The organism is Paraburkholderia unamae (genome assembly GCF_003268775.1).
GTDB classification, from domain to species: domain Bacteria; phylum Pseudomonadota; class Gammaproteobacteria; order Burkholderiales; family Burkholderiaceae; genus Paraburkholderia; species Paraburkholderia unamae.
The window spans coordinates 507,163-531,564 of the sequence record NZ_QLSU01000001.1 but is presented as its reverse complement, the minus strand read 5'-3'; the positions used below and the strand labels follow the sequence as shown (position 1 = coordinate 531,564).

At 65.6% G+C, this 24,402-nt stretch carries 21 protein-coding genes; 15 read left to right on the top strand and 6 right to left on the bottom strand.

Annotation, left to right across the window (positions count from 1 at the left end; genetic code table 11):
- Window positions 1-14 precede the first annotated feature (14 nt).
- Window positions 15-1,226, top strand: coding sequence for an MFS transporter (locus tag C7401_RS02250; RefSeq protein ID WP_112169696.1), 1,212 nt, complete (start codon window positions 15-17; stop codon window positions 1,224-1,226).
- A 17-nt stretch (window positions 1,227-1,243) separates the two neighbouring features.
- On the opposite strand, the gene C7401_RS02245 is transcribed toward C7401_RS02250, so the two are convergent.
- Window positions 1,244-1,771: a chromate transporter gene (locus tag C7401_RS02245; protein WP_112169695.1), complete on the bottom strand. Its 528-nt coding sequence runs from the start codon at window positions 1,769-1,771 to the stop codon at window positions 1,244-1,246.
- Complete coding sequence (locus tag C7401_RS02240) at window positions 1,768-2,373, bottom strand: chromate transporter (protein ID WP_112169694.1); 606 nt, start codon at window positions 2,371-2,373, stop codon at window positions 1,768-1,770. Before C7401_RS02240 ends, C7401_RS02245 begins: the two co-directional genes overlap by 4 nt.
- 99 nt (window positions 2,374-2,472) lie before the next feature.
- Between C7401_RS02240 and C7401_RS02235 the strand changes: the two genes are divergently transcribed.
- Window positions 2,473-3,408 carry a transcriptional regulator GcvA gene (locus C7401_RS02235; protein WP_112169693.1) on the top strand — a complete coding sequence of 312 codons (936 nt, stop codon included), beginning with the start codon at window positions 2,473-2,475 and terminating at the stop codon, window positions 3,406-3,408.
- A 92-nt stretch (window positions 3,409-3,500) separates the two neighbouring features.
- Here C7401_RS02235 and C7401_RS02230 read toward each other — a convergent pair whose 3' ends face one another.
- Entirely contained in the window at window positions 3,501-4,274 is a 774-nt protein-coding gene (locus tag C7401_RS02230) for an LOG family protein (protein ID WP_112169692.1), read from the bottom strand.
- Between the two features lie 112 nt (window positions 4,275-4,386).
- Between C7401_RS02230 and polA the strand changes: the two genes are divergently transcribed.
- The 3 genes from polA to C7401_RS02215 all read left to right on the top strand — a co-directional run bounded on the left by polA (window position 4,387) and on the right by C7401_RS02215 (window position 9,656).
- Entirely contained in the window at window positions 4,387-7,083 is a 2,697-nt protein-coding gene (gene polA / locus C7401_RS02225; protein ID WP_309251982.1) for a DNA polymerase I, read from the top strand.
- A gap of 241 nt (window positions 7,084-7,324) precedes the next feature.
- On the top strand, window positions 7,325-8,701 hold the full coding sequence (locus tag C7401_RS02220) for an NAD(P)/FAD-dependent oxidoreductase (RefSeq protein WP_112169690.1): 1,377 nt from the start codon (window positions 7,325-7,327) through the stop codon (window positions 8,699-8,701).
- Between the two features lie 82 nt (window positions 8,702-8,783).
- Window positions 8,784-9,656 (top strand): dienelactone hydrolase family protein, encoded by an 873-nt coding sequence (locus C7401_RS02215; protein WP_112169689.1) that lies wholly within the window; start codon window positions 8,784-8,786, stop codon window positions 9,654-9,656.
- 21 nt (window positions 9,657-9,677) lie between these two features.
- Here the strand turns inward: C7401_RS02215 and C7401_RS02210 are convergent, their stop codons facing one another.
- Window positions 9,678-10,547 (bottom strand): sulfurtransferase, encoded by an 870-nt coding sequence (locus C7401_RS02210; protein ID WP_112169688.1) that lies wholly within the window; start codon window positions 10,545-10,547, stop codon window positions 9,678-9,680.
- A gap of 136 nt (window positions 10,548-10,683) precedes the next feature.
- Entirely contained in the window at window positions 10,684-11,790 is a 1,107-nt protein-coding gene (locus C7401_RS02205; protein ID WP_112169687.1) for an aromatic ring-hydroxylating oxygenase subunit alpha, read from the bottom strand.
- Between the two features lie 352 nt (window positions 11,791-12,142).
- Between C7401_RS02205 and C7401_RS02200 the strand changes: the two genes are divergently transcribed.
- The 5 genes from C7401_RS02200 (at window position 12,143) to C7401_RS02180 (ending at window position 17,751) form a co-directional block, all read left to right on the top strand.
- Window positions 12,143-12,457, top strand: a complete 315-nt coding sequence (locus C7401_RS02200) for an exodeoxyribonuclease VII small subunit (protein ID WP_112169686.1) — start codon at window positions 12,143-12,145, stop codon at window positions 12,455-12,457.
- The gene (locus C7401_RS02195; protein ID WP_112169685.1) at window positions 12,454-13,335 is read left to right on the top strand and encodes a polyprenyl synthetase family protein; all 882 of its coding nucleotides are present in this window, start codon (window positions 12,454-12,456) and stop codon (window positions 13,333-13,335) included. The genes C7401_RS02200 and C7401_RS02195 overlap by 4 nt, the downstream gene beginning before the upstream one ends.
- Before the next feature lie 84 nt (window positions 13,336-13,419).
- Window positions 13,420-15,327: a 1-deoxy-D-xylulose-5-phosphate synthase gene (gene dxs / locus C7401_RS02190; RefSeq protein ID WP_112169684.1), complete on the top strand. Its 1,908-nt coding sequence runs from the start codon at window positions 13,420-13,422 to the stop codon at window positions 15,325-15,327.
- A gap of 183 nt (window positions 15,328-15,510) precedes the next feature.
- Entirely contained in the window at window positions 15,511-16,320 is an 810-nt protein-coding gene (gene folE2, locus C7401_RS02185) for a GTP cyclohydrolase FolE2 (RefSeq protein WP_112169801.1), read from the top strand.
- Between the two features lie 315 nt (window positions 16,321-16,635).
- Complete coding sequence (locus C7401_RS02180) at window positions 16,636-17,751, top strand: porin (RefSeq protein WP_112169683.1); 1,116 nt, start codon at window positions 16,636-16,638, stop codon at window positions 17,749-17,751.
- A 13-nt stretch (window positions 17,752-17,764) separates the two neighbouring features.
- Here the strand turns inward: C7401_RS02180 and tsaD are convergent, their stop codons facing one another.
- Window positions 17,765-18,799 carry a tRNA (adenosine(37)-N6)-threonylcarbamoyltransferase complex transferase subunit TsaD gene (tsaD, locus tag C7401_RS02175; RefSeq protein ID WP_112169682.1) on the bottom strand — a complete coding sequence of 345 codons (1,035 nt, stop codon included), beginning with the start codon at window positions 18,797-18,799 and terminating at the stop codon, window positions 17,765-17,767.
- A 171-nt stretch (window positions 18,800-18,970) separates the two neighbouring features.
- Here tsaD and C7401_RS02170 point away from each other — a divergent pair, with 171 nt between their 5' ends.
- The 5 genes from C7401_RS02170 to dnaG all read left to right on the top strand — a co-directional run bounded on the left by C7401_RS02170 (window position 18,971) and on the right by dnaG (window position 24,355).
- Entirely contained in the window at window positions 18,971-20,191 is a 1,221-nt protein-coding gene (locus C7401_RS02170; protein ID WP_112169800.1) for a BaiN/RdsA family NAD(P)/FAD-dependent oxidoreductase, read from the top strand.
- A gap of 111 nt (window positions 20,192-20,302) precedes the next feature.
- Entirely contained in the window at window positions 20,303-21,304 is a 1,002-nt protein-coding gene (locus C7401_RS02165) for a universal stress protein (protein WP_112169681.1), read from the top strand.
- Between the two features lie 144 nt (window positions 21,305-21,448).
- On the top strand, window positions 21,449-21,661 hold the full coding sequence (gene rpsU / locus C7401_RS02160; protein ID WP_013434742.1) for a 30S ribosomal protein S21: 213 nt from the start codon (window positions 21,449-21,451) through the stop codon (window positions 21,659-21,661).
- A gap of 269 nt (window positions 21,662-21,930) precedes the next feature.
- Entirely contained in the window at window positions 21,931-22,377 is a 447-nt protein-coding gene (locus C7401_RS02155; protein WP_112169680.1) for a GatB/YqeY domain-containing protein, read from the top strand.
- Between the two features lie 100 nt (window positions 22,378-22,477).
- A complete protein-coding gene (dnaG, locus tag C7401_RS02150) occupies window positions 22,478-24,355 on the top strand; it encodes a DNA primase (RefSeq protein WP_112169679.1) in 1,878 nt (625 codons plus the stop codon).
- Window positions 24,356-24,402: the final 47 nt, after the last annotated feature.

The following is a 24,402-nucleotide window of genomic DNA, read 5'->3' as shown; positions in this document are numbered from 1 at the left end:
CAAGGAATGCCGGCGTGCGCGGGCACCATCGACTCCTTTACCTTTCGCTGCTGCTCACGCGCTTCGCGGATCAGGTCCTGCTGTTCACCGTGCCGCTCGTGGTGTTCAAGCTTTCCGGGAGCGCGGCCTGGTCGGGCATCGCGTTCTTTTGTGAGGCGCTGCCGCGCTTCGCCGCGTTTCCGGTTTGCGGGGCGCTTTGCGATCGCGTTTCCACGCTCAAGCTGATTCGCTGGAGCCAGCATTGGCGTTCGTTTGTTTGCGTGGGCGGCGTGGCCGGTTATGCCCTGCACGGCAGCCTCGCCTGGCTCATCGTCATTTCGGCGGCGGCGGGCGTGCTCACGACGCAAGGCAGCATGGCCCGCGAGGCCATGCTGCCGCACATCTTCCACGGCGATAGCTACCGCAAGAGCCTCTCGTACACGCAGATCGCCGATCAACTGGGCACCGTGCTCGGACCGCTCGCCGCCGCCGGCCTGCTCGATATCTCGCGCTGGGAGTACGTGGTGCTGGCCGCCGCCGCGATCTTCATCGTGTCCGAGGTGGCGTTTTCGCGCTGGACGCGCGCGCAAACGCTGCCCGACTCCGTTTCCACACAGGCGCCGGGCGGCAAGCTCGGGCTCGAACCTTATCGCATTGCCTTCGCGCATATCGTCGCGATACCGGGCCTCCTGGAATTGGTCTGTCTTGCGGCGGGCGTGAATCTGGTCGTTGGCGTTACGCTTGCGACATCGGCGGCCATGTTCACGGGCGTGTATGCCCAGACGGCTTCGTCTTATGCGCTGCTGCAAGTCGCGGGCTCGATCGCGACGGTCGTCGTGCTGATGTTCGTTGCCCATGTGAAGCTGCCCGCAAGAGTGTCGGGCGCGGCTTCCTATTTGCTGATCGTGCTCGGCGGGCTGTTGACGGGGTGGGTCTCGTGGCCTTTTGTTTATGTCGCGGGCTTTGTCGCCGTCATCGGCTTCGACAAGATGTTCAGCGTATTCATGCGCGGTGCGCGGCAGCGGCTCATTCCCGCCGAGGATTTCGGCAAGACGGTCGGTCTGATCGCACTACTGAACAATTTGACTCAGCCGCTTGCCGGTCTCGTTGTCGGGCTGTTCGCGACTCGCCTTGGGGCGGCCCACGTCATTCTCATACTCACTCTGGGTATGGCCGTGATCGGCGTCGCGCTGATTGCGTTTCGCGGCCGGCGCGCGGCGTGGATGGCGAGCATCGAAGAGGCGTAGCCACGCCTCTCGTCGACCTATTGCCCGAACCCCGTCAATCCAATCAGACTTCCCGCGCCAAGCAGCCATAGCGGGTGAATCTTCGTGCGAAACGCGAGCACGGCGCATACGCCAGTAATCGCCCACGCGATCCACGAAGGATCGGAAGCCTTCGCGATCAGCACGGCGCTCGCGGCCACGAGGCCCGCGGTCACCGGGACGAGCCCCTTCTGCGCGATGCGCCGCCACGGGCGGTCCTTGAAGCGATCCCACGCATGCAGCGCGGCGATCGTCACGAGCGACGAAGGCCCGAACTTCGCGATCGACGTGACGAGCATGCCCGCCCAGCCGGCCACGTGCCAGCCCACCAGCGTCACGATCATCATGTTCGGGCCAGGCGCGGCCTGGGCGAGCGCGAAGAGGGCGCTGAACTCGCTCGCGGGCATCCAGTGGTGCACTTCGACCACCTGGCGCTGCATCTCGGGCAGGATCGTATTGCCGCCGCCGAACGCGAGCAGCGAGAGCTGGCTGAAGATCGAAGCGAGCGCAATGAGCGTGTCGTTCATCGGGCGGCTCCTTCCTTGCGCGCGGCGTGAGCCGCAAGCGCGATGCCAATGGGCGTGAGCACGAGCATGGTCGTCAGAAGCGGCGTGCGCAACACGGCGATCGCCACGAAGCCCAGTGCGGCGACAACCAGCGCCGCCGGGTCGCGCCGCAGCGGCAGCACGATCTTCACGGCCATCGAAACGAGCAGGCCGGCGGCCGCCGCGGCAAGCCCGACGAACAGATGCTGGACGTGTGGATCGTTCTGCGTGCGCTCGTACAGCACGCCAAGCCCGATCACGACGAGCGACGGACCCGCGATCAGGCCGAGGATGCCCGCGAGCGCACCGCGCCAGCCCTGAAAGCGCATGCCGAGCGCAACCGAAAGATTGATGACGTTGCCGCCGGGCAAAAACTGGCACAAACCGAGCAGATCGGTGAATTCGCCGGCGGAAAGCCAGCGCCGCTGTTCGACGATGGTGCGCCGCGCCAATGGGAGCGCGCCGCCGAACGAGGTGAAGCCGAGACCGAGAAAACCGAAGAAGAGATCGCGTACGCTGGGCGTGATGAGGTCGGCGTGCGCGCCGGATTCGGCGGCAACGGGCGGGGAAGTGACGTGTTTCATTGGAATGGGGACCTCTGAGGCAAGCTCCGAGGGTAAGCGCAAACGCGCGTGCGGCAAAACGATTTTTAAGGCGGCCTCTTGTGATCTACACTCACAAGCATGGCACGTACTCTTCCTCCCTTTCCCGCGCTGCGCGCGTTCGAAGCCGCCGCGCGGTACAACAGCTTCTCCGCTGCGGCGGGCGAGCTCAATGTGACTCACGGTGCCATCAGCCGCCAGGTGGCGGCACTCGAAGCGTGGGTCGGCGTGCAGGTGTTTCACCGGCATGGCAAGCGGGTTGCGCTGACCGAGGACGGGCGGCGCTACCTTGCCGCCGTGCAGTCGGCGTTCGACGACATCGCGCGCGCAACGGAACAACTGCGCGACACGGGCGTGGTTCATGTGCTGCGCGTGAACGCGCTTCCCACGTTTGCGATGAAGTGGCTGCTGCCGCGGCTCTCGCAGTTTCAGCGGCTGGCGCCGAACGTGGAGCTGCGGCTGGCCACCTCGAATGCGCCCGTCGAGCGGCTGGAAGGCTTCGACGTGGCCGTGCGGCGCGGTCCGGCGCACTGGCCCGATTGCGAGGCGGGGCACTTTCTCGACGAGACGGAATTGCCGGTGTGCAGCCCGGCGCTCCTCAAGCGCGCGCCGATCCAGCAGGCAAGCGATCTTGCGCGCCACGTGCTGCTGCATTCCGATACGCGGCCCGATGCGTGGCGCACCTGGCTCGCGGCCGCGGGCGTGAAGGCCAAATGCCGGAAGAAGCAGTCGTTCGACCACTTCTATCTGGCCTTGCAGGCCGCCGTGGATGGTCTTGGCGTAGCGCTCGGCCCGCTGCCGCTGCTCGACGACGAACTTGCGTCGGGGCGCCTCGTCGCGCCGCTCGCGGGGCCGCATCTCGATGCGCGTGGCTACTGGTGGGTGGCGCGCCGCGAAGTGGCGCAGGCGCCGCTCGTCGCGCAGTTTTGCCGCTGGCTTGAGGAGCAGGCGAAAGGGCGGCCGCGGCACGGTGCGCCCGGCGCACCTGGCGTGCCTGCAAGCCTGGAGAAAGCGTGAGGAAGACGGGGGCGGGCGCAGGTGCTACGTAGGCCGGTGCAAAAGGCCTGCGCAGACGCCGCGCCCTGGGCTAACGTGCCCCGAGCCGAACGTCAGAGGTAGAACATCCGGTCGTCGTCGGAGTCCGCGTCGCGGTCGCGTCGCGCCGGATGCTCCTTGGTGGATTCCTCGCCTGCGTCCGCATCTTCGTAGAACTTGAGGACGGCTTCGAGCACCTGGTCCGGGTCGTCGATCACCTGCATCAAGTCCATGTCTTCGGGATTGATGAGACCCATGGGCACGAGCGCCGAGCGGAACCAGTCGAGCAGGCCCTTCCAGAATACGGAGCCCACGAGAATAATGGGCACGTGACGCGACTTCTTGGTCTGGATGAGCGTGAGCACTTCTGCCAGCTCGTCGAGCGTGCCGAAGCCGCCGGGCATGACGATCACGGCGTCCGAGTTCTTCACGAACGTGACCTTGCGCGTGAAGAAATGGCGGAAGCGCAGAGAGATGTCCTGCCACTGGTTGCCCGACTGCTCGTGCGGCAACTCGATGTTCAGGCCCACCGAAGGCGACTTGCCCGCATGCGCGCCCTGGTTCGCGGCCTCCATGATGCCGGGACCGCCGCCGGAGATCACGGCGAAGCCCGCGTCCGACACTTTTCGAGCGATCGTGGTGGCGAGCTGGTAATACTCCGACTCCGGTTTCAGGCGTGCGGAGCCATAGATGCTGACCGCCGGCCGGATCTCGGACAGGTACTCGGTCGCCTCGATAAACTCTGCCATAATCGTGAACATCTGCCACGATGCGCGCGCCTTCTTGGCCGTTGCGCGCTCTTGATCTGCGAGTGAACGCAGACTCGGAATCACTTTTCTCTTGTCCATAATGCCTGAAGACCTACGCGTGGATACAAAGCTACAGCAACAAAATGAGCTGGAAGGTAAGACCCTGTTGCTGGTCGACGGTTCTAGCTATCTCTATCGTGCCTTCCATGCGATGCCGGATTTGCGCGGTCCCGACGGCGAACCGACTGGCGCGCTATACGGCATCATCAACATGCTGCGTCGCATGCGCAAGGACGTTACGGCAGAGTATAGCGCGTGCGTGTTCGATGCAAAGGGCAAGACGTTTCGTGACGACTGGTATCCCGAGTACAAGGCGAACCGGCCTTCCATGCCCGAGCCGCTGGCGGCGCAAATCGAGCCCATCCACGTGGCCGTGCGCGCGCTCGGCTGGCCGCTCCTGATGATCGAAGGCGTGGAGGCCGACGACGTGATCGGCACGCTCGCGCGCGAGGCCGGGAAGCGCGGCATGAAGGTCATCGTTTCCACGGGCGACAAGGACCTCGCGCAGCTCGTGACCGACCACGTCACGCTCATCAACACGATGACGAATGAAACGCTCGATCGCGAAGGCGTGATCGCGAAGTTCGGCGTGCCGCCGGAGCGCATCATCGATTATCTCTCGCTCATCGGCGACACCGTCGACAACGTGCCGGGCGTGAACAAGTGCGGCCCGAAGACGGCGGTGAAGTGGCTCACGCAATACGATTCGCTCGACGGCGTGATCGCGCATGCGGACGAGATCAAGGGCGCCGTGGGCGGTTACCTGCGCGACGCGCTCGACTTCCTGCCGATGGCCAGAAAGCTCGTGACGGTCGAGACCGCGTGCGATCTCGCGCCGCATATCGAATCGATCGGGGCGTCGCTCGCGACGCGCCCGGAAGCGCGCGAAGAACTGCGCGATATCTTCGCGCGCCACGGCTTCAAGACCTGGCTGCGTGAAGTCAACGAGGCGGCGCAGCAGAGCGAGACCGTGCCCGCAACGACTGCCGGCAATGCGCCCGAGCAAGACGCGAACGTGCAGCCCGCGCTGTTCGTCGACGCGCCGCGCCACTACGAAACCATCCAGACGTGGGAGCAGTTCGACGCGTGGCTCAAGAAGATCGAAGCCGCCGAACTCACCGCGTTCGACACCGAGACCACGGCGCTCGACCCGATGGTCGCAAGGCTCGTCGGCATGTCGTTTTCGACGGAGCCGGGCGTGGCCGCGTATTTGCCGCTCGCGCATCGCGGGCCTGACGCGCCCGACCAGTTGCCGCTCGACGACGTGCTCGCGCGCCTGAAGCCGTGGCTCGAAAGCGAGCAGCACAAGAAGGTCGGCCAGCACATGAAGTACGACGAGCAGGTGCTCGCGAACTACGGCATCGAGCTGAACGGCGTGGAGCACGACACGATGCTCGAATCGTATGTGCTCGAATCGCATCGCAGTCACGACATGGACAGTCTCGCGCTGCGCCATCTCGGCATCAAGACGATCAAGTACGAAGAGGTGGCGGGCAAGGGCGCGCAGCAGATCGGCTTCGACCAGGTCGCGCTCGACAAGGCCGCCGAATACGCAGCCGAAGACGCCGACGTCACGCTGCAACTGCATCGCGCGCTCTATCCGCAGATCGCGCCGGAGAAGGGCCTCGACTACGTATATCGCAGCATCGAGCTGCCGACCTCGCGTGTGCTGCGCAAGATGGAGCGCAACGGCGTGCTGATCGACACGGAGCGGCTCGAGAAGCAAAGCGCCGAGATCGCGGTGCGCCTGGTCGAACTCGAACAGGGCGCGTATGCGCTCGCGGGCGGCGAGTTCAATCTCGGCTCGCCCAAGCAGATTGGCCAGATCTTCTTCGAGAAGCTGCAACTGCCGGTGGTGAAGAAAACGCCGAGCGGCGCGCCTTCCACCGACGAAGAGGTGCTGCAAAAGCTCGCCGAAGACTATCCGTTGCCGAAGCTCCTGCTCGAACATCGCGGCCTTGCCAAGCTCAAGTCCACGTACACGGACAAGCTGCCGCGCATGGTCAACGCGCAAACGGGCCGCGTGCACACGAACTACGCGCAGGCCGTGGCGGTCACGGGGCGTCTTGCGTCGAACGATCCGAATCTCCAGAACATTCCCGTGCGCACGGGCGAAGGCCGGCGCATTCGCGAGGCCTTTATCGCGCCGGCGGGTCACAAGCTCGTCTCGGCCGATTATTCGCAGATCGAACTGCGCATCATGGCGCATATCTCGGGCGACGAATCGCTGCTCGCGGCGTTCGCGCGCGGCGACGACATCCACCGTGCCACGGCCGCCGAGGTGTTCGGCGTGACGGCGCTCGAAGTGAGCAACGACCAGCGCCGCATCGCGAAGGTCATCAACTTCGGCCTGATTTACGGCATGAGCGCGTTTGGGCTCGCGTCGAATCTCGGCATCACGCGCGACGCGGCGAAGCTTTATATCGACCGTTATTTCGCGCGTTATCCGGGCGTGGCGCGCTACATGGACGAAACGCGCATGGACGCGAAGTCGCGCGGCTATGTCGAGACCGTGTTTGGCCGCCGCCTGTGGCTGCCCGAGATCAACGGCGGCAACGGCCCGCGCCGCCAGGCGGCCGAGCGTGCCGCCATCAACGCGCCGATGCAGGGCACGGCCGCGGATCTCATCAAGCTTTCGATGATCGCGGTGCAGACGTGGCTCGACGAACGCAAGATCGGCACGAAGATGATCATGCAGGTGCACGATGAACTGGTGCTCGAAGTGCCCGACGCCGAGCTTGCCGAAGTGCGCAAGCGCCTGCCCGAACTGATGTGTTCGGTGGCGCAGCTCAAGGTGCCGCTCGTGGCCGAAGTGGGCGTGGGCGAGAACTGGGAAGAAGCCCACTGACGTTCCGGTTTCGCGCAACGAAGCTCTACTAAGCACATACTGAATGCGCCTTGCCGTAGCAAAGCCGTAACTGCGCGCGCGACATTAGGCAAGCCTCGCGTGCGAGATGTCGCGAATGCGCGCCGCGAGGGTTGCCGCCGCGCGCTCCGTCAGCCGACAATGAATCGAGGGCCGGTGCATCGCACGGGATGTTGTCGATGCATCGGCCTTTCCATCGCCTTTCGACATGCACGGAGAGTCTATGCATCGCTTTATCGTTGTGGGAGGAGGCGCAGGCGGGCTGGAGCTGGCGACACGGCTCGGCGACCGTTACGGCGAAGCGCGCGCGAAGCGGGGTAAGCCGCAAGCGGCATCGGTCACGCTGGTCGACCGCTACCCGACGCATATCTGGAAACCGCTCCTGCACGAAGTCGCGGCGGGCAGCATGGACCCGTTCACGCATCAGCTCGAGTATCCGGCGCAGGCGCGCTGGCACGGCTTCGAGTTTCAGCAGGGCGAACTGACCGGTCTCGATCGCACGGCGAAGCGCATCACGCTCGGGCGCGTGCTCGACGACGACGGTGCGGAAATGTTGCCCGAGCGCGTGCTCGAATACGACACGCTCGTGCTCGCGATCGGCAGCACGACGCACTTTTTCGGCGTGCCGGGCGCGGCTGAGAATTCCATCGCGCTCGATACCGTCGAGCAGGCCGAGCGCTTTCGCAAGCGCCTGATTGCCGCGTGCATACGTGCCGAACATCAGGCACCCGAAAGAGTCGCGGCGGAGGTGACGGCAGACGACCTCGCGCCGGCCATGAACGCCGGCGCTGAGCCGCGCGTGCAGGTGGCGATCATCGGCGCAGGCGCGACGGGCGTCGAGCTTTCCGCTGAACTGCGCAACACCGCGCAGGTGCTGTCGGCCTATGGACTGCACAAGCTCGATCCGCGGCATGACGTGGGCATCGTGCTGATCGAGGCGGGCCCGCGCATTCTGCCTGCGTTGCCCGAGCGTGTTTCTTCGGCAACGGGCGAGCTGCTTCAGAAGCTCGGCGTGAAGCTGCTGACGAGCGAACGCGTGACCGAAGTGGCGCCTGGCGTCGTGCGTACCGCGAGCGGCAAGAACCTGCGCGCGGACCTCACCGTGTGGGCCGCGGGCATCACCGCGCCCGCCGTGCTGGCGCGGCTCGACGGCCTCACCGTCAACAAGCTCGGCCAGTTGATCGTGCGCCGCACGCTGCAAACGGAAGTCGACGACAACATCTTCGCGCTCGGCGATTGCGCGGCCTGCGAATGGCCGGGCCACGAGCGCGGTGTGCCGCCGCGCGCGCAGGCCGCGCATCAGCAGGCCACTTTCCTGTTCAAGTCGCTCGGCAATCTGCTTGCGGGCAAGCCGCTGGAGGAGTTCACCTATCGCGACTTCGGCTCGCTGGTGTCGCTCGGCCACTTCAGCGCGGTCGGCAATCTGATGGGCGGGCTGATCGGCGGGAATATGCTGATCGAAGGACTGTTTGCCCGTTTCATGTACATGTCGCTGTACCGGCTGCACATCGCGGCGCTGCATGGCTACGCGCGCATGGTGCTCGACACCTTCGCGCACTGGCTGCGCCGCACGACGCTGCCACGTGTGAAGCTGCACTAGCGGCCGCATTGAGCGGCGCTTGCGCCCAGGGGCGCGGCGCTATGCTGCCTGTTTCCGCTGTTTGACGTTTGAGGAGCGCTGCATGCTGAAACCCGAAGTCGATAGCCTCGTCCCGCACGTGCCGTTCAACCGGCGCACGTTCATCAAGGCCGCGCTCGGCAGCGGATTCGCCGCTGCCGTGCTGCCGGTCTCCGCGCAAACCATCCACACCGATAGCGAAGGTCTCGAAGCCGGCGAGATCGGCTTCCAGTCGGGCGGCACGCTCATCCCGGCGTATCGCGCGCAGCCGCGCGGCAAGACGCACTTGCCGGTCATCATCGTGATTCACGAGATTTTCGGCGTGCACGAGCATATCGCCGACGTGTGCCGCCGCTTTGCGAAGCTCGGCTATCTGGCCATCGCGCCGGACTTCTTCGTGCGCCAGGGCGACGCCTCGGTGTACCCGACGATCCAGCAGATCAACGAGAACATCGCGAGCAAGGTGCCCGACGCCCAGGTGATGGGCGACCTCGACGCGGCCATCGCGTGGGCGGGCGAGCACGGCGGCGACACGAAGCGCGTGGGCGTCAACGGGTTTTGCTGGGGCGGGCGCTATGCGTGGCTCTACGCGGAGCACAACCCGCATATCAAGGCGGCCGTGGTGTGGTATGGGCGCGTGGCGGGCGAGCACACGGCGAACGCGCCGAGCAATCCGCTCGATCTAGCGAACACCTTGCAGGTGCCCGTGCTCGCGATGTACGGCTTGCAGGACCAGAGCATCCCGCAGGACACGCTCGCGCAGATGAAAGCCGCCATCGCGCAAGCTCCGCAAGGCGGGCGCGGCTCGCAGATCGTCGTGTACGACGATGCGGGGCACGCATTCTTTGCGGACTACCGGCGGAGCTACCGCAAGGCCGACGCGCAAGACGGCTGGAAGCGCGCGATTGCGTGGTTCAAGGAGCACGGCGTCGCGTGACGCCGTGCTCCGGCCTGCGCCTTAAGGATTCGGGCCCGTGGCGACCGGCCGCGACGGGTCGGCGCACCATTCGCTCCACGAGCCGGGATACAGCGCCGCGCCGTGCAGGCCGGCAATCTCCATCGCGAGTGCGTTGTGGCAGGCGGTCACGCCCGAGCCGCATTGCAGAACCACGTGCTCGGGCGTTGTGCCCGGCAGCACGGCCGTGAAGTCTTCGCGCAGCGTGTGCGCCGACTTGAAGCGGCCGTCCGGCGTGAGGTTGTCCTGATAGAAGCGGTTGCGCGCGCCCGGAATGTGGCCGCCCACCGGATCGATCGTTTCGTTTTCGCCGCGATAGCGGTCGGCGGCGCGTGCGTCGACGACCGTGAGATCGTGCGTGGTGAGATTGCGCACGAGCGCCTGCGCATCCACGGTCACCTGCAACGGCGCACCGGCCTTGAAGGTGCCGCGCGCGGGCGCGGGCACGTCGCGCACGAGCGGGAAGCCGGCCGCCTCCCAGGCTTGCAGGCCGCCGTCGAGCACCGCCACCGAGTCGTGGCCGAGCCAGCGCAGCAGCCACCACAGGCGCGCGGCGTACGCGCCGCCTTGCGCGTCGTAGGTCACGACCTGCTGGCCTTCGTTGAGCCCGCGCAACGAGAGCGTGGCGACGAGCGCGGCGCGGTCGGGCAGAGGATGGCGGCCGTTCTTGCCCGTCTTCGGCCCGGAGAGGTCGCGATCCAGATGCAGGTATTGGGCGCCGGGCAAATGTCCGGCCGCGTAGGCGTTTTCGCCTGCGGCGGGGTTGCCGAGATCGAAGCGGCAGTCGAACACGAGCACGCTGCCGGGAGCGGCGCTCAGGCGTTCGTGCAGATTGGCGGCGGAGATCAGCGTGGTGTAGTGCGTGTGAGGCATGACGGCTCCTTGGATCGTGCGAGGCCGGCATGTGCATGCGCTGCGGCCCGATGCCGTCAGTCTAAACAAAAAGACGGGCCTAAGCCCGTCTTTCCGTGATGCGTTCGCATGGCCCCTGGCTCGCGCCAGCCGGGCGTCAGATCGGTCCCAGCTCGCGGCGCAGGAACTCGTGGAAGTGCTGCATGCCGTCTTCCATCGGGCTCTGGTACGGGCCGACTTCCGAAACGCCGCGCTCGAAGAGGGCGCGACGGCCGGCGTCCATGCGCTCGGCGATCTCGTCGTCTTCGACGGCCGTTTCCATATAGGCGGCGCGTTCGGCCTCGACGAACTCGCGCTCGAACAGCGTGATTTCCTCGGGGTAATAGAACTCGACGATGTTCGTCGTCTTCTGCGTGCCCTGCGGAATGAGCCAGGACACCACGAGCACGTGCGGATACCACTCGATCATGAGATTCGGGTAGTACACCATCCAGATCGCGCCGAACTCGGGCGGCACGCCGTTACGGAAGCGCAAGACCTCGTCGTGCCACTTGCGGTAGGTCGGGCTACCCGGCTTGCCGAGGTGATTGTGCACGCCGACCGTCTGCACGCTGTACCACTCGCCGAACTCCCACTGGAGGTCGTCGCACGACACGAAGTTGCCGAGGCCAGGGTGGAACGGCACGACGTGATAGTCTTCCAGATAGACCTCGATGAAGGTCTTCCAGTTGTAGTTGCACTCGTGAACCTCGACGTGATCGAACATATAGTCCGTAAAGTCGAGGTGTTTGGCCGGCCCAAGGCGTGCGAGATCGCGCGCGACGTCGCGGCCCGCCGACTCGAACAGCAGGCCGTTCCACTTTTGCAGCGGCGAGTTGTTGAGGTTCAGGCAGGGCTTGTCCGCGAAATGCGGCGCGCCGAGCAGTTCGCCCTTGAGGTCGTAGGTCCAGCGATGCAGCGGACATACAATGTTGTCTGCCGTGCCGCGACCGTTTAGCATGATGGCCTGGCGGTGGCGGCAGACGTTCGAGAGCAGTTCGATCTCGTCGCTCTTGTTGCGAACGAGCACGCGGCCCTCTTTCTCGCCAGGCAGCGCAAAATAATTCCCCGCCTCGGGCACCATGAGCTCGTGGCCGACGTAGCGAGGACCTTTCTGGAAAAGCGTGTCGATTTCGCGCTTGAGTAGCGCTTCGTCAAAATAAGCGGTGACTGGCAGCTGGCTATGGACGGACTTCAGCTGCAATGCATTGCTCAGATTGGACATTCCCACTCCCGATGAAGACGTGAAAGCAGTGAACAACCCAACCATCGAAGATTCGATTTAGGGAGCCGGCGATTATACCCGGTTACCCCGTCGTGGGGTAGCTAAGTGACTGATTTTTGCCAAAATTACACCGGCTAGACGGCGGGAAGCGCAGAAATATGAGACAAATGGCCGGGTAATCGGGATAAGCACGGGAGAGGTGCGGGCCCTGTGCGAGCCCCGCGCAAGCGTTCTGGAACCGATTCTCGTTGGCCTCTGCTGTGTGGTCGAGAGGGCACACGAGCCGGCGAGCGGGTCGAAAAGGGTGCTTTTGCCGTAGAATGTCCGCCTTGTTTCATTCTGGCGACGACTCATGGCGAAATCCGCAACGAAAGACCGCGCTGGCGCGGACGAAAACGCGGGCAACCCGGCAGGGGGCGAAGCCCTGCCTGAGAGCTACGAGGCGGCGCTCGCGGAACTCGACGGGCTGGTCGCGCGCATGGAAGGCGGCAGCCTGAGTCTCGAAGAGTCGCTCGCGGCTTATCGCCGCGGCGCGGCGCTGGTGCGCTTTTGCCAGCAGCAGCTCGAAAAGGTTGAACAACAGGTGCGCGTGCTCGACGGCGAGACGCTGCGGCCCGTGCCCCTCAATACGACAGACTCCGCAGCGGGCGGAGACGACGATCTATGACATTTGACCAATGGACCCGGCAGGTGCTCGACCGGGTCGAAAGCGCGCTCGATCACTATTTGCCGGCTGCCAACGTGCTGCCGGCGCCGCTGCATGACGCCATGCGTTATGCCGTGCTCGGCGGCGGCAAGCGCGTGCGGCCGCTCCTGTGCCACGCGGCGGGCGAACTCACGAACGCCACCCCCGAAGCGCTCGACGCGGCGGCCTGTGCACTGGAGATGATCCACGTGTACTCGCTCGTGCACGACGACATGCCTTGCATGGACGACGACGACATGCGTCGCGGCAAGCCCACCGTACACGTCAAATATGACGAACCGACGGCGCTGCTGGTCGGCGATGCGCTCCAATCGCAGGCTTTCGTCACGCTGACGTCCGATGCTCTCGAAGCCGTGCGCCAGGCGCCGCTCGTGCGCGAACTCGCGCTGGCGAGCGGCTCGGTCGGCATGGCCGGCGGCCAGGCCATCGACCTGGCAAGCGTGGGCCATTCGCTCACGCGCGAGCAACTCGAAACGATGCACCGCCTGAAGACCGGCGCGCTCCTGCGCGCCTCGGTCCGCATGGGTGCGCTGGCGGGCGAAACGCCCTCCGCAGACACGCTCGCCGCGCTGGACAAGTACGCGGCGGCCGTGGGCCTCGCCTTCCAGGTGGTGGACGACATTCTCGACGTCACCGCCGACTCGGCGACGCTCGGCAAGACCGCGGGCAAGGACGCGAAGGACGGCAAGCCGACCTACGTGTCGATCATCGGTCTTGACGCCTCGCGTGCTTTGGCGCAGCAGCTGCGCGCCGACGCCCACGCGGCGCTCGAACCGTTCGGCGCACGCGCGCAGCGCCTTGCCGAACTCGCTGACCTGGTGGTGAACCGGGTGAGCTGACCGCGCAACCCGCCCACGCGCATGAAACGTGAGTAATGTGCAGAACAAGTGCGGGTGCGCCAGTTTTCCTACAATGGAACGACGATGTACGACTTGCTGAAAACCATTGACGACCCGGCGGATTTGCGCCGCCTCGATCGCCGCCAGTTGCAACCGCTTGCCGACGAACTGCGTGCCTTCGTTCTCGAAAGCGTCTCGCAAACGGGCGGCCACTTGTCGTCCAACCTCGGTACGGTCGAACTGACGATCGCGCTGCACTACGTGTTCGACACGCCGCGCGATCGCATCGTCTGGGACGTGGGTCATCAGACCTATCCGCACAAGATCCTGACGGGCCGCCGCGACCAGATGCCGACGCTGCGTCAGCTCGGCGGCATCTCGGGCTTCCCGAAACGCGACGAGTCGCCGTACGACACGTTCGGCACCGCCCACTCGAGCACGTCGATCTCGGCGGCGCTCGGCATGGCCGTCGCGAGCAAGCTCAAGGGCGACAACGCCATGGGCATCGCCGTGATCGGCGACGGTGCGATGACGGCCGGCATGGCCTTCGAAGCGCTGAACAACGGCGGCGTCGAAGACGACGTGCCGCTGCTCGTGATCCTCAACGACAACGACATGTCGATTTCGCCGCCGGTTGGCGCGCTCAATCGCCATCTCGCGCGCCTCATGTCGGGCCGCTTCTACGCCGCCGCCCGTGCGGGCGTGGAGCGCGTGCTGCGCCATGCACCGCCGGTGCTCGACCTCGCGCGCAAGCTCGAAGAACACGCGAAGGGCATGATCGTGCCGGCCACGTTGTTCGAGGAATTCGGCTTCAACTACATCGGGCCGATCGACGGCCACGATCTGGATTCGCTCATCCCGACGCTGCAAAACATCAAGGAACTGCGCGGTCCGCAATTCCTGCACGTCGTGACGAAGAAAGGCCAGGGCTACAAGCTCGCCGAAGCCGACCCGGTCCTGTACCACGGTCCCGGCAAGTTCAACCCGGCCGAAGGCATCAAGCCGTCGGCCACGCCCGCCAAGAAGACCTACACGCAAGTGTTCGGCGAATGGCTGTGCGACGCCGCCGAACTCGACTCGCGTGTGATCGGCATCACGCCGGCCATGCGCGAAGGCTCGGGCATGGTGGAGTTCGAAAAGCGCTTCCCGGACCGCTACTACGACGTCGGCATTGCCGAGCAGCACGCGGTGACGTTCGCGGGCGGTATTGCGGCCGAGGGCTTGAAGCCCGTGGTCGCGATCTACTCGACCTTCCTGCAACGTGCGTATGACCAGCTGATCCACGACGTGGCGTTGCAGAACCTGCCGGTCGTGTTCGCGATCGACCGCGCGGGCCTCGTCGGCGCGGACGGCGCGACGCACGCGGGCGCCTACGACCTCGCGTTCATGCGCTGCATCCCGAACATGATGGTGATGGCGGCGTCCGACGAAAACGAATGCCGCCAGATGCTCTACACGGCGCTCCAGCAGGACTGCCCGACGGCCGTGCGCTACCCGCGCGGCGCGGGCACGGGCGTGGCGACCGTCAAGCAGATGGCCGCGCTGCCGGTGGGCAAGGGCGAAGTGCGTCGCGAAAGCAATGCGCCGGCAGGCAGCCGCATCGCGATTCTCGCGTTCGGCACGATGGTTGCGCCGTCGCTCAAGGCCGCCGAGGAACTGGACGCCACCGTGGCGAACATGCGCTTCGTGAAGCCGATAGACGCCGAACTCGTGAGGCAGCTCGCCGAAACCCACGACTATCTCGTGACCGTCGAGGAAGGCTGCATCATGGGCGGCGCGGGTTCGGCCTGCGTGGAAACCCTGCTTGAAAGTGGGGTTATCAAGCCCGTACTACAATTGGGCCTTCCCGACCGTTTCATCGACCACGGCGACCCGGCAAAGCTGCTGGCGGGCGTGGGTCTCGATGCGGCAGGGATTGCGAAGTCCATTCGCGAGCGCTTCCTCGAACGCACGGCGAACGCATCCGGCAAGTCGGTGATGCGCGTCGCTTAACGCGGACCAGCGCATCGCGGTACGGCTGGCCGGGGCCCAGGTGCCCGCAGGCGAGCCGCGACTGCCCACTTCACATTTGAACCGGCGGGCGGGTTTCGTACCCGGCTTGCCGTTTGCAAGCGCCGGCTCATGCCGGCGTTTGCCATTTGCGCGCCGCATTCGGCGCGGCTTGAGGATAAGAACATGAATCAGATGAACCCGGCCTTCGTGATGCCGGACGTCCAGAGCTCCGTCGATACCCGTCAGATCGTGATCCAGCGCGTGGGCGTGAAGGCCGTGCGCCATCCGCTCACGGTGAAGACGGGCGCGGGCGACGTCCAGCCGAGCGTCGGCATGTGGAACCTCGACGTTCATCTGCCGGCCGACCAGAAGGGCACGCACATGTCGCGCTTCGTCGCGCTGCTCGAAGAGAACAAGGCGCCGCTCGAGCCCGCCACGTTCCGCGCCATGCTGGCCGCGATGCTCGCGAAGCTCGAGTCGCAGGCGGGCCGTATCGAGGTGACGTTCCCGTACTTCGTGAAGAAGGTCGCACCAGTGTCGGGCGTGGAGAGTCTGCTGGACTACGAAGTGACGCTCAAGGGCGACGTGCGTAACGGCCAGACGCGCCTGTTCCTCAAGGTGCTCGTGCCGGTGACGAGCCTGTGCCCGTGCTCGAAGAAGATCTCGCAGTACGGCGCGCACAACCAGCGTTCGCATGTGACGATGGACGTCGAGTTCGAAGGCGATCTGCCGGTGGAGCACCTCATTCGCATTGCCGAGGAAGAGGCGTCGTGCGAACTGTGGGGCCTGCTCAAGCGTCCGGACGAGAAGTTCGTGACCGAGCGCGCGTATGAGAATCCGAAGTTCGTGGAAGACCTCGTGCGCGACGTGGCCGTGCGTCTGAACGCGGACGCTCGCGTGATCGCCTATACGCTCGAAGCCGAGAACTTCGAGTCGATTCACAATCACAGCGCCTATGCCGTAATCGACCACGACAAGCGCGTGGCGGGCTGACACCCGAACCGAACTGCCCCGATCCGATATTCACGCGGATCGCGGTAGACCAGCATTGCCTGGTTATCCTGACATTATTTTCTTGTGCATCTGCTGCACATCCTGTCAGGCCCATGTCTGACAAAGTGCGACGACTGTCGCGCTTTCGCCACCGCAGCAAACGCCGTTTCGCATAGACGCGCGCTTCCTTGAGGTGTGGCAATGCCACGGCCTGTCTCCGTCGTTATAACTCCACTCGACGTCATCGCGCACCGGCATGCGTGCCTCGCGCGATGGCCGACTCATCAATGAGAAAAAGACAGTGGAGGAGACATCATGCGCTTTGGCAGAAAGAGCATTTGCGGTGCGGCGTTGCTTCTGGCGGCGGGTGTCGCGCAAGCTCAATCGAGCGTCACGCTCTATGGCATCGCCGACGTGTTCGTGCAGTTTCTCAACAACGGCGGCAAGCAATCCTGGTCGGAGCGCAGCGGCGGGAGCGTGCCGTCGCGCTTCGGCATCAAGGGTTCGGAGGATCTCGGCGGCGGGTTGAAGGCCGCATTCACGCTCGAAAACGGTTTCAACGTCAACAATGGCACCGCCTTCAGCGATTCGAGCGTGATGTTCTACCGCCAGGCGTGGGTGGGCCTCACACACGAGAAATACGGCACGCTCTCGCTCGGCCGCCAGTATCAGCCGACCTTCTGGGTGCTTTATCCGGGCGACCCGTTCTTCGCCAATGAAGTGCTCTCAATGCTGGCAGCGGCGGGCAATGTGGTCGACCGCAATACGATCGGCATGCAGGCGAGCGGCGGGCGCTCCAGCAATTCGATCGTGTACCGGTCTCCGAACCTCAAGGGGTTCCAGTTGCTGGCCATGTACGCGTTCCAGTCCAGTGTGACGCAGCCGGCGCCGCAGACGAACGGCAACATCATCGACATCGCCGCAATCTGGTCGGGTTACGGCCTTTCTGCCGGACTTGCGTATCAGTATCAGCATCCGGGCACGAAGACGCTGGCCAGCTTGCCATCCATCCTCAATACCGTCGGCACCGAGCATTTCAATAGTTCGCTCGCCTATCAACTGGGAATTGTCAATCTTCAGTTCATCTACGGATATCACCGCCCGAAGAACGACGATTCGAGTCCGCTCGCAATGCGGCTCGGGGCCGTGCATTCGTACAACCTGATGCAAGCGGGTGCCACGATTCAGGCCACGCCGGCGGACGCAGTCGAAATCGCGGCGCTGCAACGCGTCGTGCGCGGCGTGCATGACAATATGTGGGGGCTGCAACTGGGCGTCGACCACAGTCTCTCGAAGCGGACGTCCGTGTATGCGCGCGCGGGCTACATGAAGAACAACGGCTTGTCCACGATGAGCTGGACCGGGGTGAGCGTGACTGCCCCCGGTACGAAGCAAACGCTCGCGGTGGTCGGCATGACGCAGCGTTTCTGATGCCGGCTGGCGGCTATTGCGCGCCGCCTGCCAGCGAGGTCAAATCCCAGCGCGGCTTCACCGTGAACGCGTAGTCGCGCGTGGCCTGCTCGGGCCAGCGTTGCAGACGCAACGCACCCGCGAGCGCGATCATTGCGCCGTTGTCGGTGCATAGCGAGAGGTCGGGGTAGTGCACCTCGAAGCCGCGCTTTTGCGCCGCGGCCGAAAGCGTTTCGCGCAACTGCTTGTTCGCGCCCACGCCGCCCGCTACCACGAGGCGCTTCATCCTCGTGCGCTTGAGCGCGGCGAGCGATTTCGCGGCCAGCACTTCGACGGCCGCATCGACGAAACCGCGCGCGATATCGGCCTTGCCCTGTTCGCAGATGTTCGTGCCGAGCTTCTTCACCTGCGTGAGCACAGCTGTTTTCAGGCCGCTGAAGCTGAAGTCGAGGTCGCCCGAGTGCAGCATGGGGCGCGGCAGCTCAATCGCGCCAGGCGTGCCGAATTCCGCGAGCCGCGAGACTTCCGGGCCGCCGGGATAGCCCAGACCGAGCAGCTTGGCGGTTTTGTCGAAGGCTTCGCCGGCGGCGTCATCGAGCGTTTCGCCCAGGGTTTCGTAGACGCCCACGTCGGTCACGCGCATCAACTGCGTATGGCCGCCCGACACGAGCAGCGCGACGAACGGAAACGGCGGCGGCGCATCGACCAGCAGCGGCGAAAGCAGATGCCCTTCGAGGTGGTGAATGCCCACCGTCGGCCGGTTCCACGCCATGGCGAGCGCATTGGCGATGCTCGCGCCAACGAGCAGCGCGCCCGCGAGGCCGGGGCCCTGCGTGAACGCGATGGCGTCGATGTCGCTTTTGGCCGCGCCGCTCTTGTTGAGCACTTCCTCGAGCAGCGGCAGCGCGCGGCGGATATGGTCGCGCGAGGCGAGTTCGGGCACGACGCCGCCGTACTCGCGGTGCATGGCGATCTGCGAGTGCAGCGCGTGCGCGAGCAGGCCGCGCTCGCTGTCGTAGAGCGCGAGGCCGGTTTCGTCGCAGGAGCTTTCGATGCCGAGAACGAGCATGGTGTGGGGCGGGGCAACGGCATTGCCGCGCACAGGCGCGGGCAAAAACCGCCGCTAAATCAAGAATCAAGGGAGCCTGAAAGTATAGCAGCGCGCGCAAAAGACGGCTGAGGGCGGCGAGCCGCGTCAGGCGCGGGCAAGCCCTGCCGCCGCGCAGGTAGAATGCGCGCCATGGAATCTTTCGACATCGCCGTGATCGGCGCAGGGGCGGCCGGCATGATGTGCGCGGCGGTGGCGGGCCAGCAGGGCCGCCGCGTGGCGCTGATCGACCACGCGCCGCGCCTCGCGGAAAAAATCCGCATCTCGGGCGGCGGCCGCTGCAACTTCACGAACCTGCACGCGAGCCCCGCCAACTATCTCTCGAACAATCCGCATTTTTGCCGTTCGGCGCTCGCGCGCTACACGCCGCGCGATTTTCTCGCGCTGCTGCGTCAGCATCGCGTGACCTGGCACGAAAAGCACAAGGGCCAGCTGTTTTGCGACCAGTCGAGCGAGGCGATTATCGAGGTCCTGCGCGCGGAGTGCGACGCCGGCCGCGTGGCCTGGCGCCGGCCGTTGCCCGTCGAGGCCGTGAGCCACGCCGACGGCGCGGGCTTCACGCTCGGCACGCCACAGGGCCAGATACACGCGAAGGCCCTCGTGATCGCAACGGGCGGCCTGTCGATCCCGAAGATCGGCGCAACCGATTTCGCGTATCGCGTTGCGAAGCAGTTCGGCCACAAGCTCGTCGACACGCGCCCGGCGCTCGTGCCGCTCACGTTCGCGCAGGACGAATGGTCGCCCTACGTTCCGCTCGCGGGCGTCTCGCTCGAAGTTCATGTGGCGACGGGCGAGCGCAAGACGGGCGGCGCCTTCGACGAGGATCTGCTCTTCACGCACCGCGGCCTCTCCGGCCCGGGCGTCTTGCAGATTTCGAGCTTCTGGCAGCCGGGCCAGCCGATCCGCGTGAACCTGCTGCCCGAGCGTGACCCCACGGCGGCGCTGATCGAGGCCAAGAGCGCGACGAAACGCCAGATCGGCAACCTGCTCGCCGAATGGGTGCCCGCGCGCCTTGCGCACGTGTGGCTGGAGGCACACCAGGTGAAGGCCGATGCGCGCCTCGCCGATCTGCCGGACAAAACGCTGCGCAAGATCGGCGACGGACTCGCGCAGTGGACGCTCACGCCCACGGGCACCGAAGGCTACAAGAAGGCCGAAGTCACGCGCGGCGGGGTGGACACGCGCGAGCTTTCCTCGGCGACGCTGATGAGCCAGCGCGTGCCGGGCCTGTACTTCGTGGGCGAAGCCGTTGATGTGACCGGGTGGCTCGGCGGTTACAACTTCCAGTGGGCGTGGGCCTCGGGCGTGGCGGCCGGCGAGGCTGCGGCGGAGTACACGGGGCTTGCAGGCTGACTTCCTGATCTGTAGGGACTGCCGAAACCCCTGGGCTTGACGCTCGTCATTGTTGACCCGACGCCCGAGGTTCACGCTGGAAGACCTGGCCAACAAGGAGAGGTACGAAACGTGAGCCGAGAGGAAGATCAGGCACAGTACACCACGCCGCTGCGGCGGATCATGATCGCCGTGGACGATTCCACGGCTTCGATGCAGGCCGTGCGCTTCGCGGGGCGGGTCACGCCGCGCGACGCCGAAGTGCGCATCGTGTGCGCCGCCGGTGAGCCGCGCGCCTGGATGACCGGCGGCGCCTATTCCGCCGGCTCCGCCTGGATGACGGACGCGATCGCCGACGCCCGCAGCGAGTTTCGCCGCGACGCCGAGCGCACGCTCGAACTGGCGATGAAGGCGTTCACCGGGCGAGCCGCTTCGGTGGAGGGGCAGGTGGTCGGCATTTCCGGCGAGGCCGGCGCCGTCGTGCAGGTGCTGACCGAGACGGCGCGCGACTGGCGCGCCGACATGCTGCTGGTCGGCGCCCGGCATCAGGGGCGCATGAAGCGTTGGGTCGACGGTTCGGTTTCGGGCGCGCTCGCGGTTTGCGCGCCTTGTCCGCTGCTGGTCGTGCCCGTCGAGTACGAGCAGCACGGTGAAGCGGCGCAGGGTGCGCAAGCGGCGAACGGCGAAGTGCACCTCGCCCGCATCCTGATGGCGGCGGACGGCAGCCCGGCCTCGGCGCAGGCCATGCGGGCCGCCGCGCGGCTCGCCGGGCCGCAAACGGCGTTGCGTGCCGTGTATGTCGTGGACCGCAGCAGCGTGTCCGCCGACCCGGTGCCGGGCTCGGTACTGGAAGATGCGCTTGCCGATCTCGGGCGCAAGGCGCTGGCCGCGGCGCGCGAGGAACTCGAGCCGTCAGGCTGCGCCGCTGAAACGGCGCTCGTGGCCACTGGGCTCATGCACGATGACATCGCCCATGCCGTGCTGCGCGACGCCCAAAGCTGGAACGCCGACCTCGTTGTGCTGGGTACGCAGGGACGGCGCGGCGTCGCGCGCTGGCTGCTCGGCAGCGTGGCTCAGCGGGCCATCGAGATCACGCATTTGCCGTTGTTGCTGGTCGGTCCGGGCGCCGCCTGAAGGGGCGCCTGCAACCACGCAAACCCTTGCTGCGCGCGTCCGGAAGGCCTGTCGGGATACGGGTTTCCCCCCGAACAGCCACCCGATGCGCGAGCGCGGATTTGCTATACTCAACTTTCTTTACCCTCGATCCGTTATTGGAAAATGACGACCATCCGTGTAAAAGAAAATGAACCCTTTGAAGTCGCCATGCGGCGCTTCAAGCGCACGATCGAGAAGAACGGTCTGCTGACCGAGCTTCGCGCGCGTGAGTTTTACGAGAAGCCCACGGCTGAACGTAAGCGCAAAAAGGCGGCGGCGGTGAAGCGCCACTTCAAGCGCCTGCGCAGCCAGATGCTTCCAAAGAAGCTGTACTGAGTCTGGCGTCGCCGCGGCGCGTGACCCGCAAGGTTTCGCGTGTATCGAGCGGCGACGTGGGCAGCCGGCTCTTCGTCGCAGCGCGGCGGCCGCTGCTCTCTGGTGTGGTCGCAACCATGTCGAATTTGCGCCGACCCGCCTGGAAGCGTTTCCAGGCGGGTTTTTGCATTCCTGCAATGCCCGGCGCGTCGCGCGGTTGGCCATGCCGTCCAGGACGGCCCACGCCGTCCACCGCAATTCCTGCAACCCCAACGCATTTCAGGTGAGTGATGAGTCTCAAAGACCAGATCAACGACGACATGAAGGCCGCGATGCGCGCGCGCGAAAGCGAACGGCTCGCCACGATTCGTCTGCTGCTCGCCGCCATCAAGCAACGCGAAGTCGATGACCGCGTGACGCTCGACGACGCCGCCATTACGGCCGTCATCGACAAGATGATCAAGCAGCGCAAGGACTCGATCAGCCAGTTCGAGGCTGCGGGCCGCACCGACCTCGTCGAGAAGGAAGCCGCCGAGCTGACCGTGCTTGCCGCTTACATGCCCGCGCAGCTCTCGGATGCCGAGATCGCCGCCGAAGTCCAGGCAGCCGTGGCCCAGGTGGGCGCCGCCGGCCCGCAGGACATGGGCAAGGTCATGGGCGTGCTCAAGCCGAAGCTCGCCGGGCGCGCCGACATGACGGCCGTCTCCGGGCTCGTCAAAGCCGCACTCACGAAGTAAGCGCGGCAGGCTCGCACGCGGCGCCCGCCCGGACCGGGCGGCGTCGCGAGGCCCGACCTCGGGCCGCGCGAGCCACGGCTGCCCGAGCGCATTCGTTTCGATGATTCCGCATTCGTTTCTGCAAGACCTGCTGAACCGCGTCGATATCGTCGACGTGGTGGGTCGTTTCGTGCAGCTCAAAAAGGGCGGCGCGAACTTCATGGGGCTCTGCCCGTTTCACAACGAGAAGAGCCCTTCCTTTACCGTTAGTCCAACGAAACAGTTCTATCACTGCTTCGGCTGTGGCGCGCACGGCACCGCCATCGGCTTTCTCATGGAGCACGCCGGGCTCACGTTCCCCGAGGCGGTGAACGAGCTTGCGCAGTCGGTCGGCCTGACCGTGCCGCAGGAGCCTTCGCCCATGCGCGGCGGCGGCGGCGCGGGCGCTGGCGGCGGTTACGCCCCGGCCGCGTCGAAGGCTGTCACCACGGCGCTGTCCGACGTGATGCAGATTGCCTGCGACTACTACCGCAAGCAGTTGCGCAGCGCAACCAACGCCATCCAGTACCTCAAGAAGCGTGGCCTCACGGGCGAAATCGCCGCCCGCTTCGGCCTGGGCTACGCGCCGGATGGATGGCAGAACCTCGAATCCGCGTTTACCAATTATCGCGACGACGCATTGGTCGAGTCGGGCCTCGTCATCGTCAGCGAAAAGCAGGACGCACAGGGCCAGTCGCGCCGCTACGACCGCTTTCGCGACCGCGTGATGTTCCCGATCCGCAATGTGAAGGGTCAGGTGATCGGCTTTGGCGGGCGCGTGCTGGACGGCGGCGAACCCAAGTATTTGAATTCCCCGGAAACGCCGCTATTTAACAAGGGCAGCGAACTGTACGGGTTGTTCGAGGCGCGCCTCGCGATCCGGGAACAGCGCTATGTTCTGGTGGTCGAGGGGTATATGGACGTCGTCGCGCTCGCGCAGCTGGGGTTCCAGAACGCCGTGGCGACGCTCGGCACCGCGTGCACGCCGATCCACGTGCAGAAGCTCATGCGTCAGACCGACACCGTGATCTTCAGCTTCGACGGTGACTCGGCGGGCCGCCGTGCGGCGCGGCGTGCGCTCGACGCGTGCCTGCCGCACGCGGCCGACAACCGCACGATCCGCTTCCTGTTCCTGCCCGCGGAGCACGACCCGGACAGCTACGTGCGCGAATTCGGCACCGAGGCGTTCTCGGAGCAGGTGGAGCGGGCCATGCCGCTGTCCCAGTTCATGCTCAACGAAGTGCTGGCCGACAAGGAGCTGGATCAGCCCGAAGGGCGCGCCCGGGCGCTGTTCGACGCCAAGCCGCTGTTGCAGGCGCTGCCCGCGAACGCGCTGCGCGCGCAGATCATGCATATGTTCGCGGACCGCCTGGACGTGCCGTTCGAGGAAGTGGCCGCGCTGTGCGAAGTGGACGCGCGCATTGCGCAGGCGGCGCGCCAGGCCCCGGCGCGCAAGGACCGGCACCTTGTGACCGGTATCGAACGCAAGGCGCTGCGCAACCTCGTCATGCACCCGCGCATCGCGTCGCAGCTCGACGAGGAGGCCGAAAAGGCGCTGATCGGGCTGACCCGGCACGGCGAGCTGTTCGAGGAAGTGACCACGCACGCACGCGCGCTCGGCGAAGCCGCGGAGTTTCAGCTGCTTTCCGACCTGCTGAGAAATGGGGCCAATGCTCCAACCTTCGAGGAGATTTTTCGCGAAATTCTGGACTATGATGAAAACGTTCGGGATTTGCTGATGAAAAACCCGGAGGATGGCTCCGCGGTGGAGGAGCGTCGCGAGCAGGAGCGACTCGTGACCGAGGAGTTGAAGGCGGCGATCCAGAAGATGCGGTACGACGCCTGTTGCGAGCGGCTGGACGCGCTTTCGCGGCAGTCGCGACACACGCCGGAGGAGCTTGCCGAATTGATGTCACTGAATCAGACACGGGCCGACATGAAGCGTCAGCTCGGTTTGTAGGGGAAGGACCGCACGGAGGGATTATTACTCTGCGTGGTAAAATAACA

What these genes read in the sequence shown, in the direction of transcription:
- rpsU (WP_013434742.1), top strand. Translation starts at nt 21,449, where the DNA reads ATGACGACCATCCGTGTAAAAGAAAATGAACCCTTTGAAGTCGCCATG.
- C7401_RS02240 (WP_112169694.1), bottom strand. Translation starts at nt 2,373, where the DNA reads ATGAAACACGTCACTTCCCCGCCCGTTGCCGCCGAATCCGGCGCGCAC.
- C7401_RS02210 (WP_112169688.1), bottom strand. Translation starts at nt 10,547, where the DNA reads ATGCCTCACACGCACTACACCACGCTGATCTCCGCCGCCAATCTGCAC.
- polA (WP_309251982.1), top strand. Translation starts at nt 4,387, where the DNA reads ATGCCGGATTTGCGCGGTCCCGACGGCGAACCGACTGGCGCGCTATAC.
- C7401_RS02220 (WP_112169690.1), top strand. Translation starts at nt 7,325, where the DNA reads ATGCATCGCTTTATCGTTGTGGGAGGAGGCGCAGGCGGGCTGGAGCTG.
- folE2 (WP_112169801.1), top strand. Translation starts at nt 15,511, where the DNA reads ATGAATCAGATGAACCCGGCCTTCGTGATGCCGGACGTCCAGAGCTCC.
- C7401_RS02205 (WP_112169687.1), bottom strand. Translation starts at nt 11,790, where the DNA reads ATGTCCAATCTGAGCAATGCATTGCAGCTGAAGTCCGTCCATAGCCAG.
- tsaD (WP_112169682.1), bottom strand. Translation starts at nt 18,799, where the DNA reads ATGCTCGTTCTCGGCATCGAAAGCTCCTGCGACGAAACCGGCCTCGCG.
- dxs (WP_112169684.1), top strand. Translation starts at nt 13,420, where the DNA reads ATGTACGACTTGCTGAAAACCATTGACGACCCGGCGGATTTGCGCCGC.
- C7401_RS02195 (WP_112169685.1), top strand. Translation starts at nt 12,454, where the DNA reads ATGACATTTGACCAATGGACCCGGCAGGTGCTCGACCGGGTCGAAAGC.
- C7401_RS02170 (WP_112169800.1), top strand. Translation starts at nt 18,971, where the DNA reads ATGGAATCTTTCGACATCGCCGTGATCGGCGCAGGGGCGGCCGGCATG.
- C7401_RS02235 (WP_112169693.1), top strand. Translation starts at nt 2,473, where the DNA reads ATGGCACGTACTCTTCCTCCCTTTCCCGCGCTGCGCGCGTTCGAAGCC.
- C7401_RS02230 (WP_112169692.1), bottom strand. Translation starts at nt 4,274, where the DNA reads ATGGACAAGAGAAAAGTGATTCCGAGTCTGCGTTCACTCGCAGATCAA.
- C7401_RS02200 (WP_112169686.1), top strand. Translation starts at nt 12,143, where the DNA reads ATGGCGAAATCCGCAACGAAAGACCGCGCTGGCGCGGACGAAAACGCG.
- C7401_RS02215 (WP_112169689.1), top strand. Translation starts at nt 8,784, where the DNA reads ATGCTGAAACCCGAAGTCGATAGCCTCGTCCCGCACGTGCCGTTCAAC.
- dnaG (WP_112169679.1), top strand. Translation starts at nt 22,478, where the DNA reads ATGATTCCGCATTCGTTTCTGCAAGACCTGCTGAACCGCGTCGATATC.
- C7401_RS02180 (WP_112169683.1), top strand. Translation starts at nt 16,636, where the DNA reads ATGCGCTTTGGCAGAAAGAGCATTTGCGGTGCGGCGTTGCTTCTGGCG.
- C7401_RS02245 (WP_112169695.1), bottom strand. Translation starts at nt 1,771, where the DNA reads ATGAACGACACGCTCATTGCGCTCGCTTCGATCTTCAGCCAGCTCTCG.
- C7401_RS02155 (WP_112169680.1), top strand. Translation starts at nt 21,931, where the DNA reads ATGAGTCTCAAAGACCAGATCAACGACGACATGAAGGCCGCGATGCGC.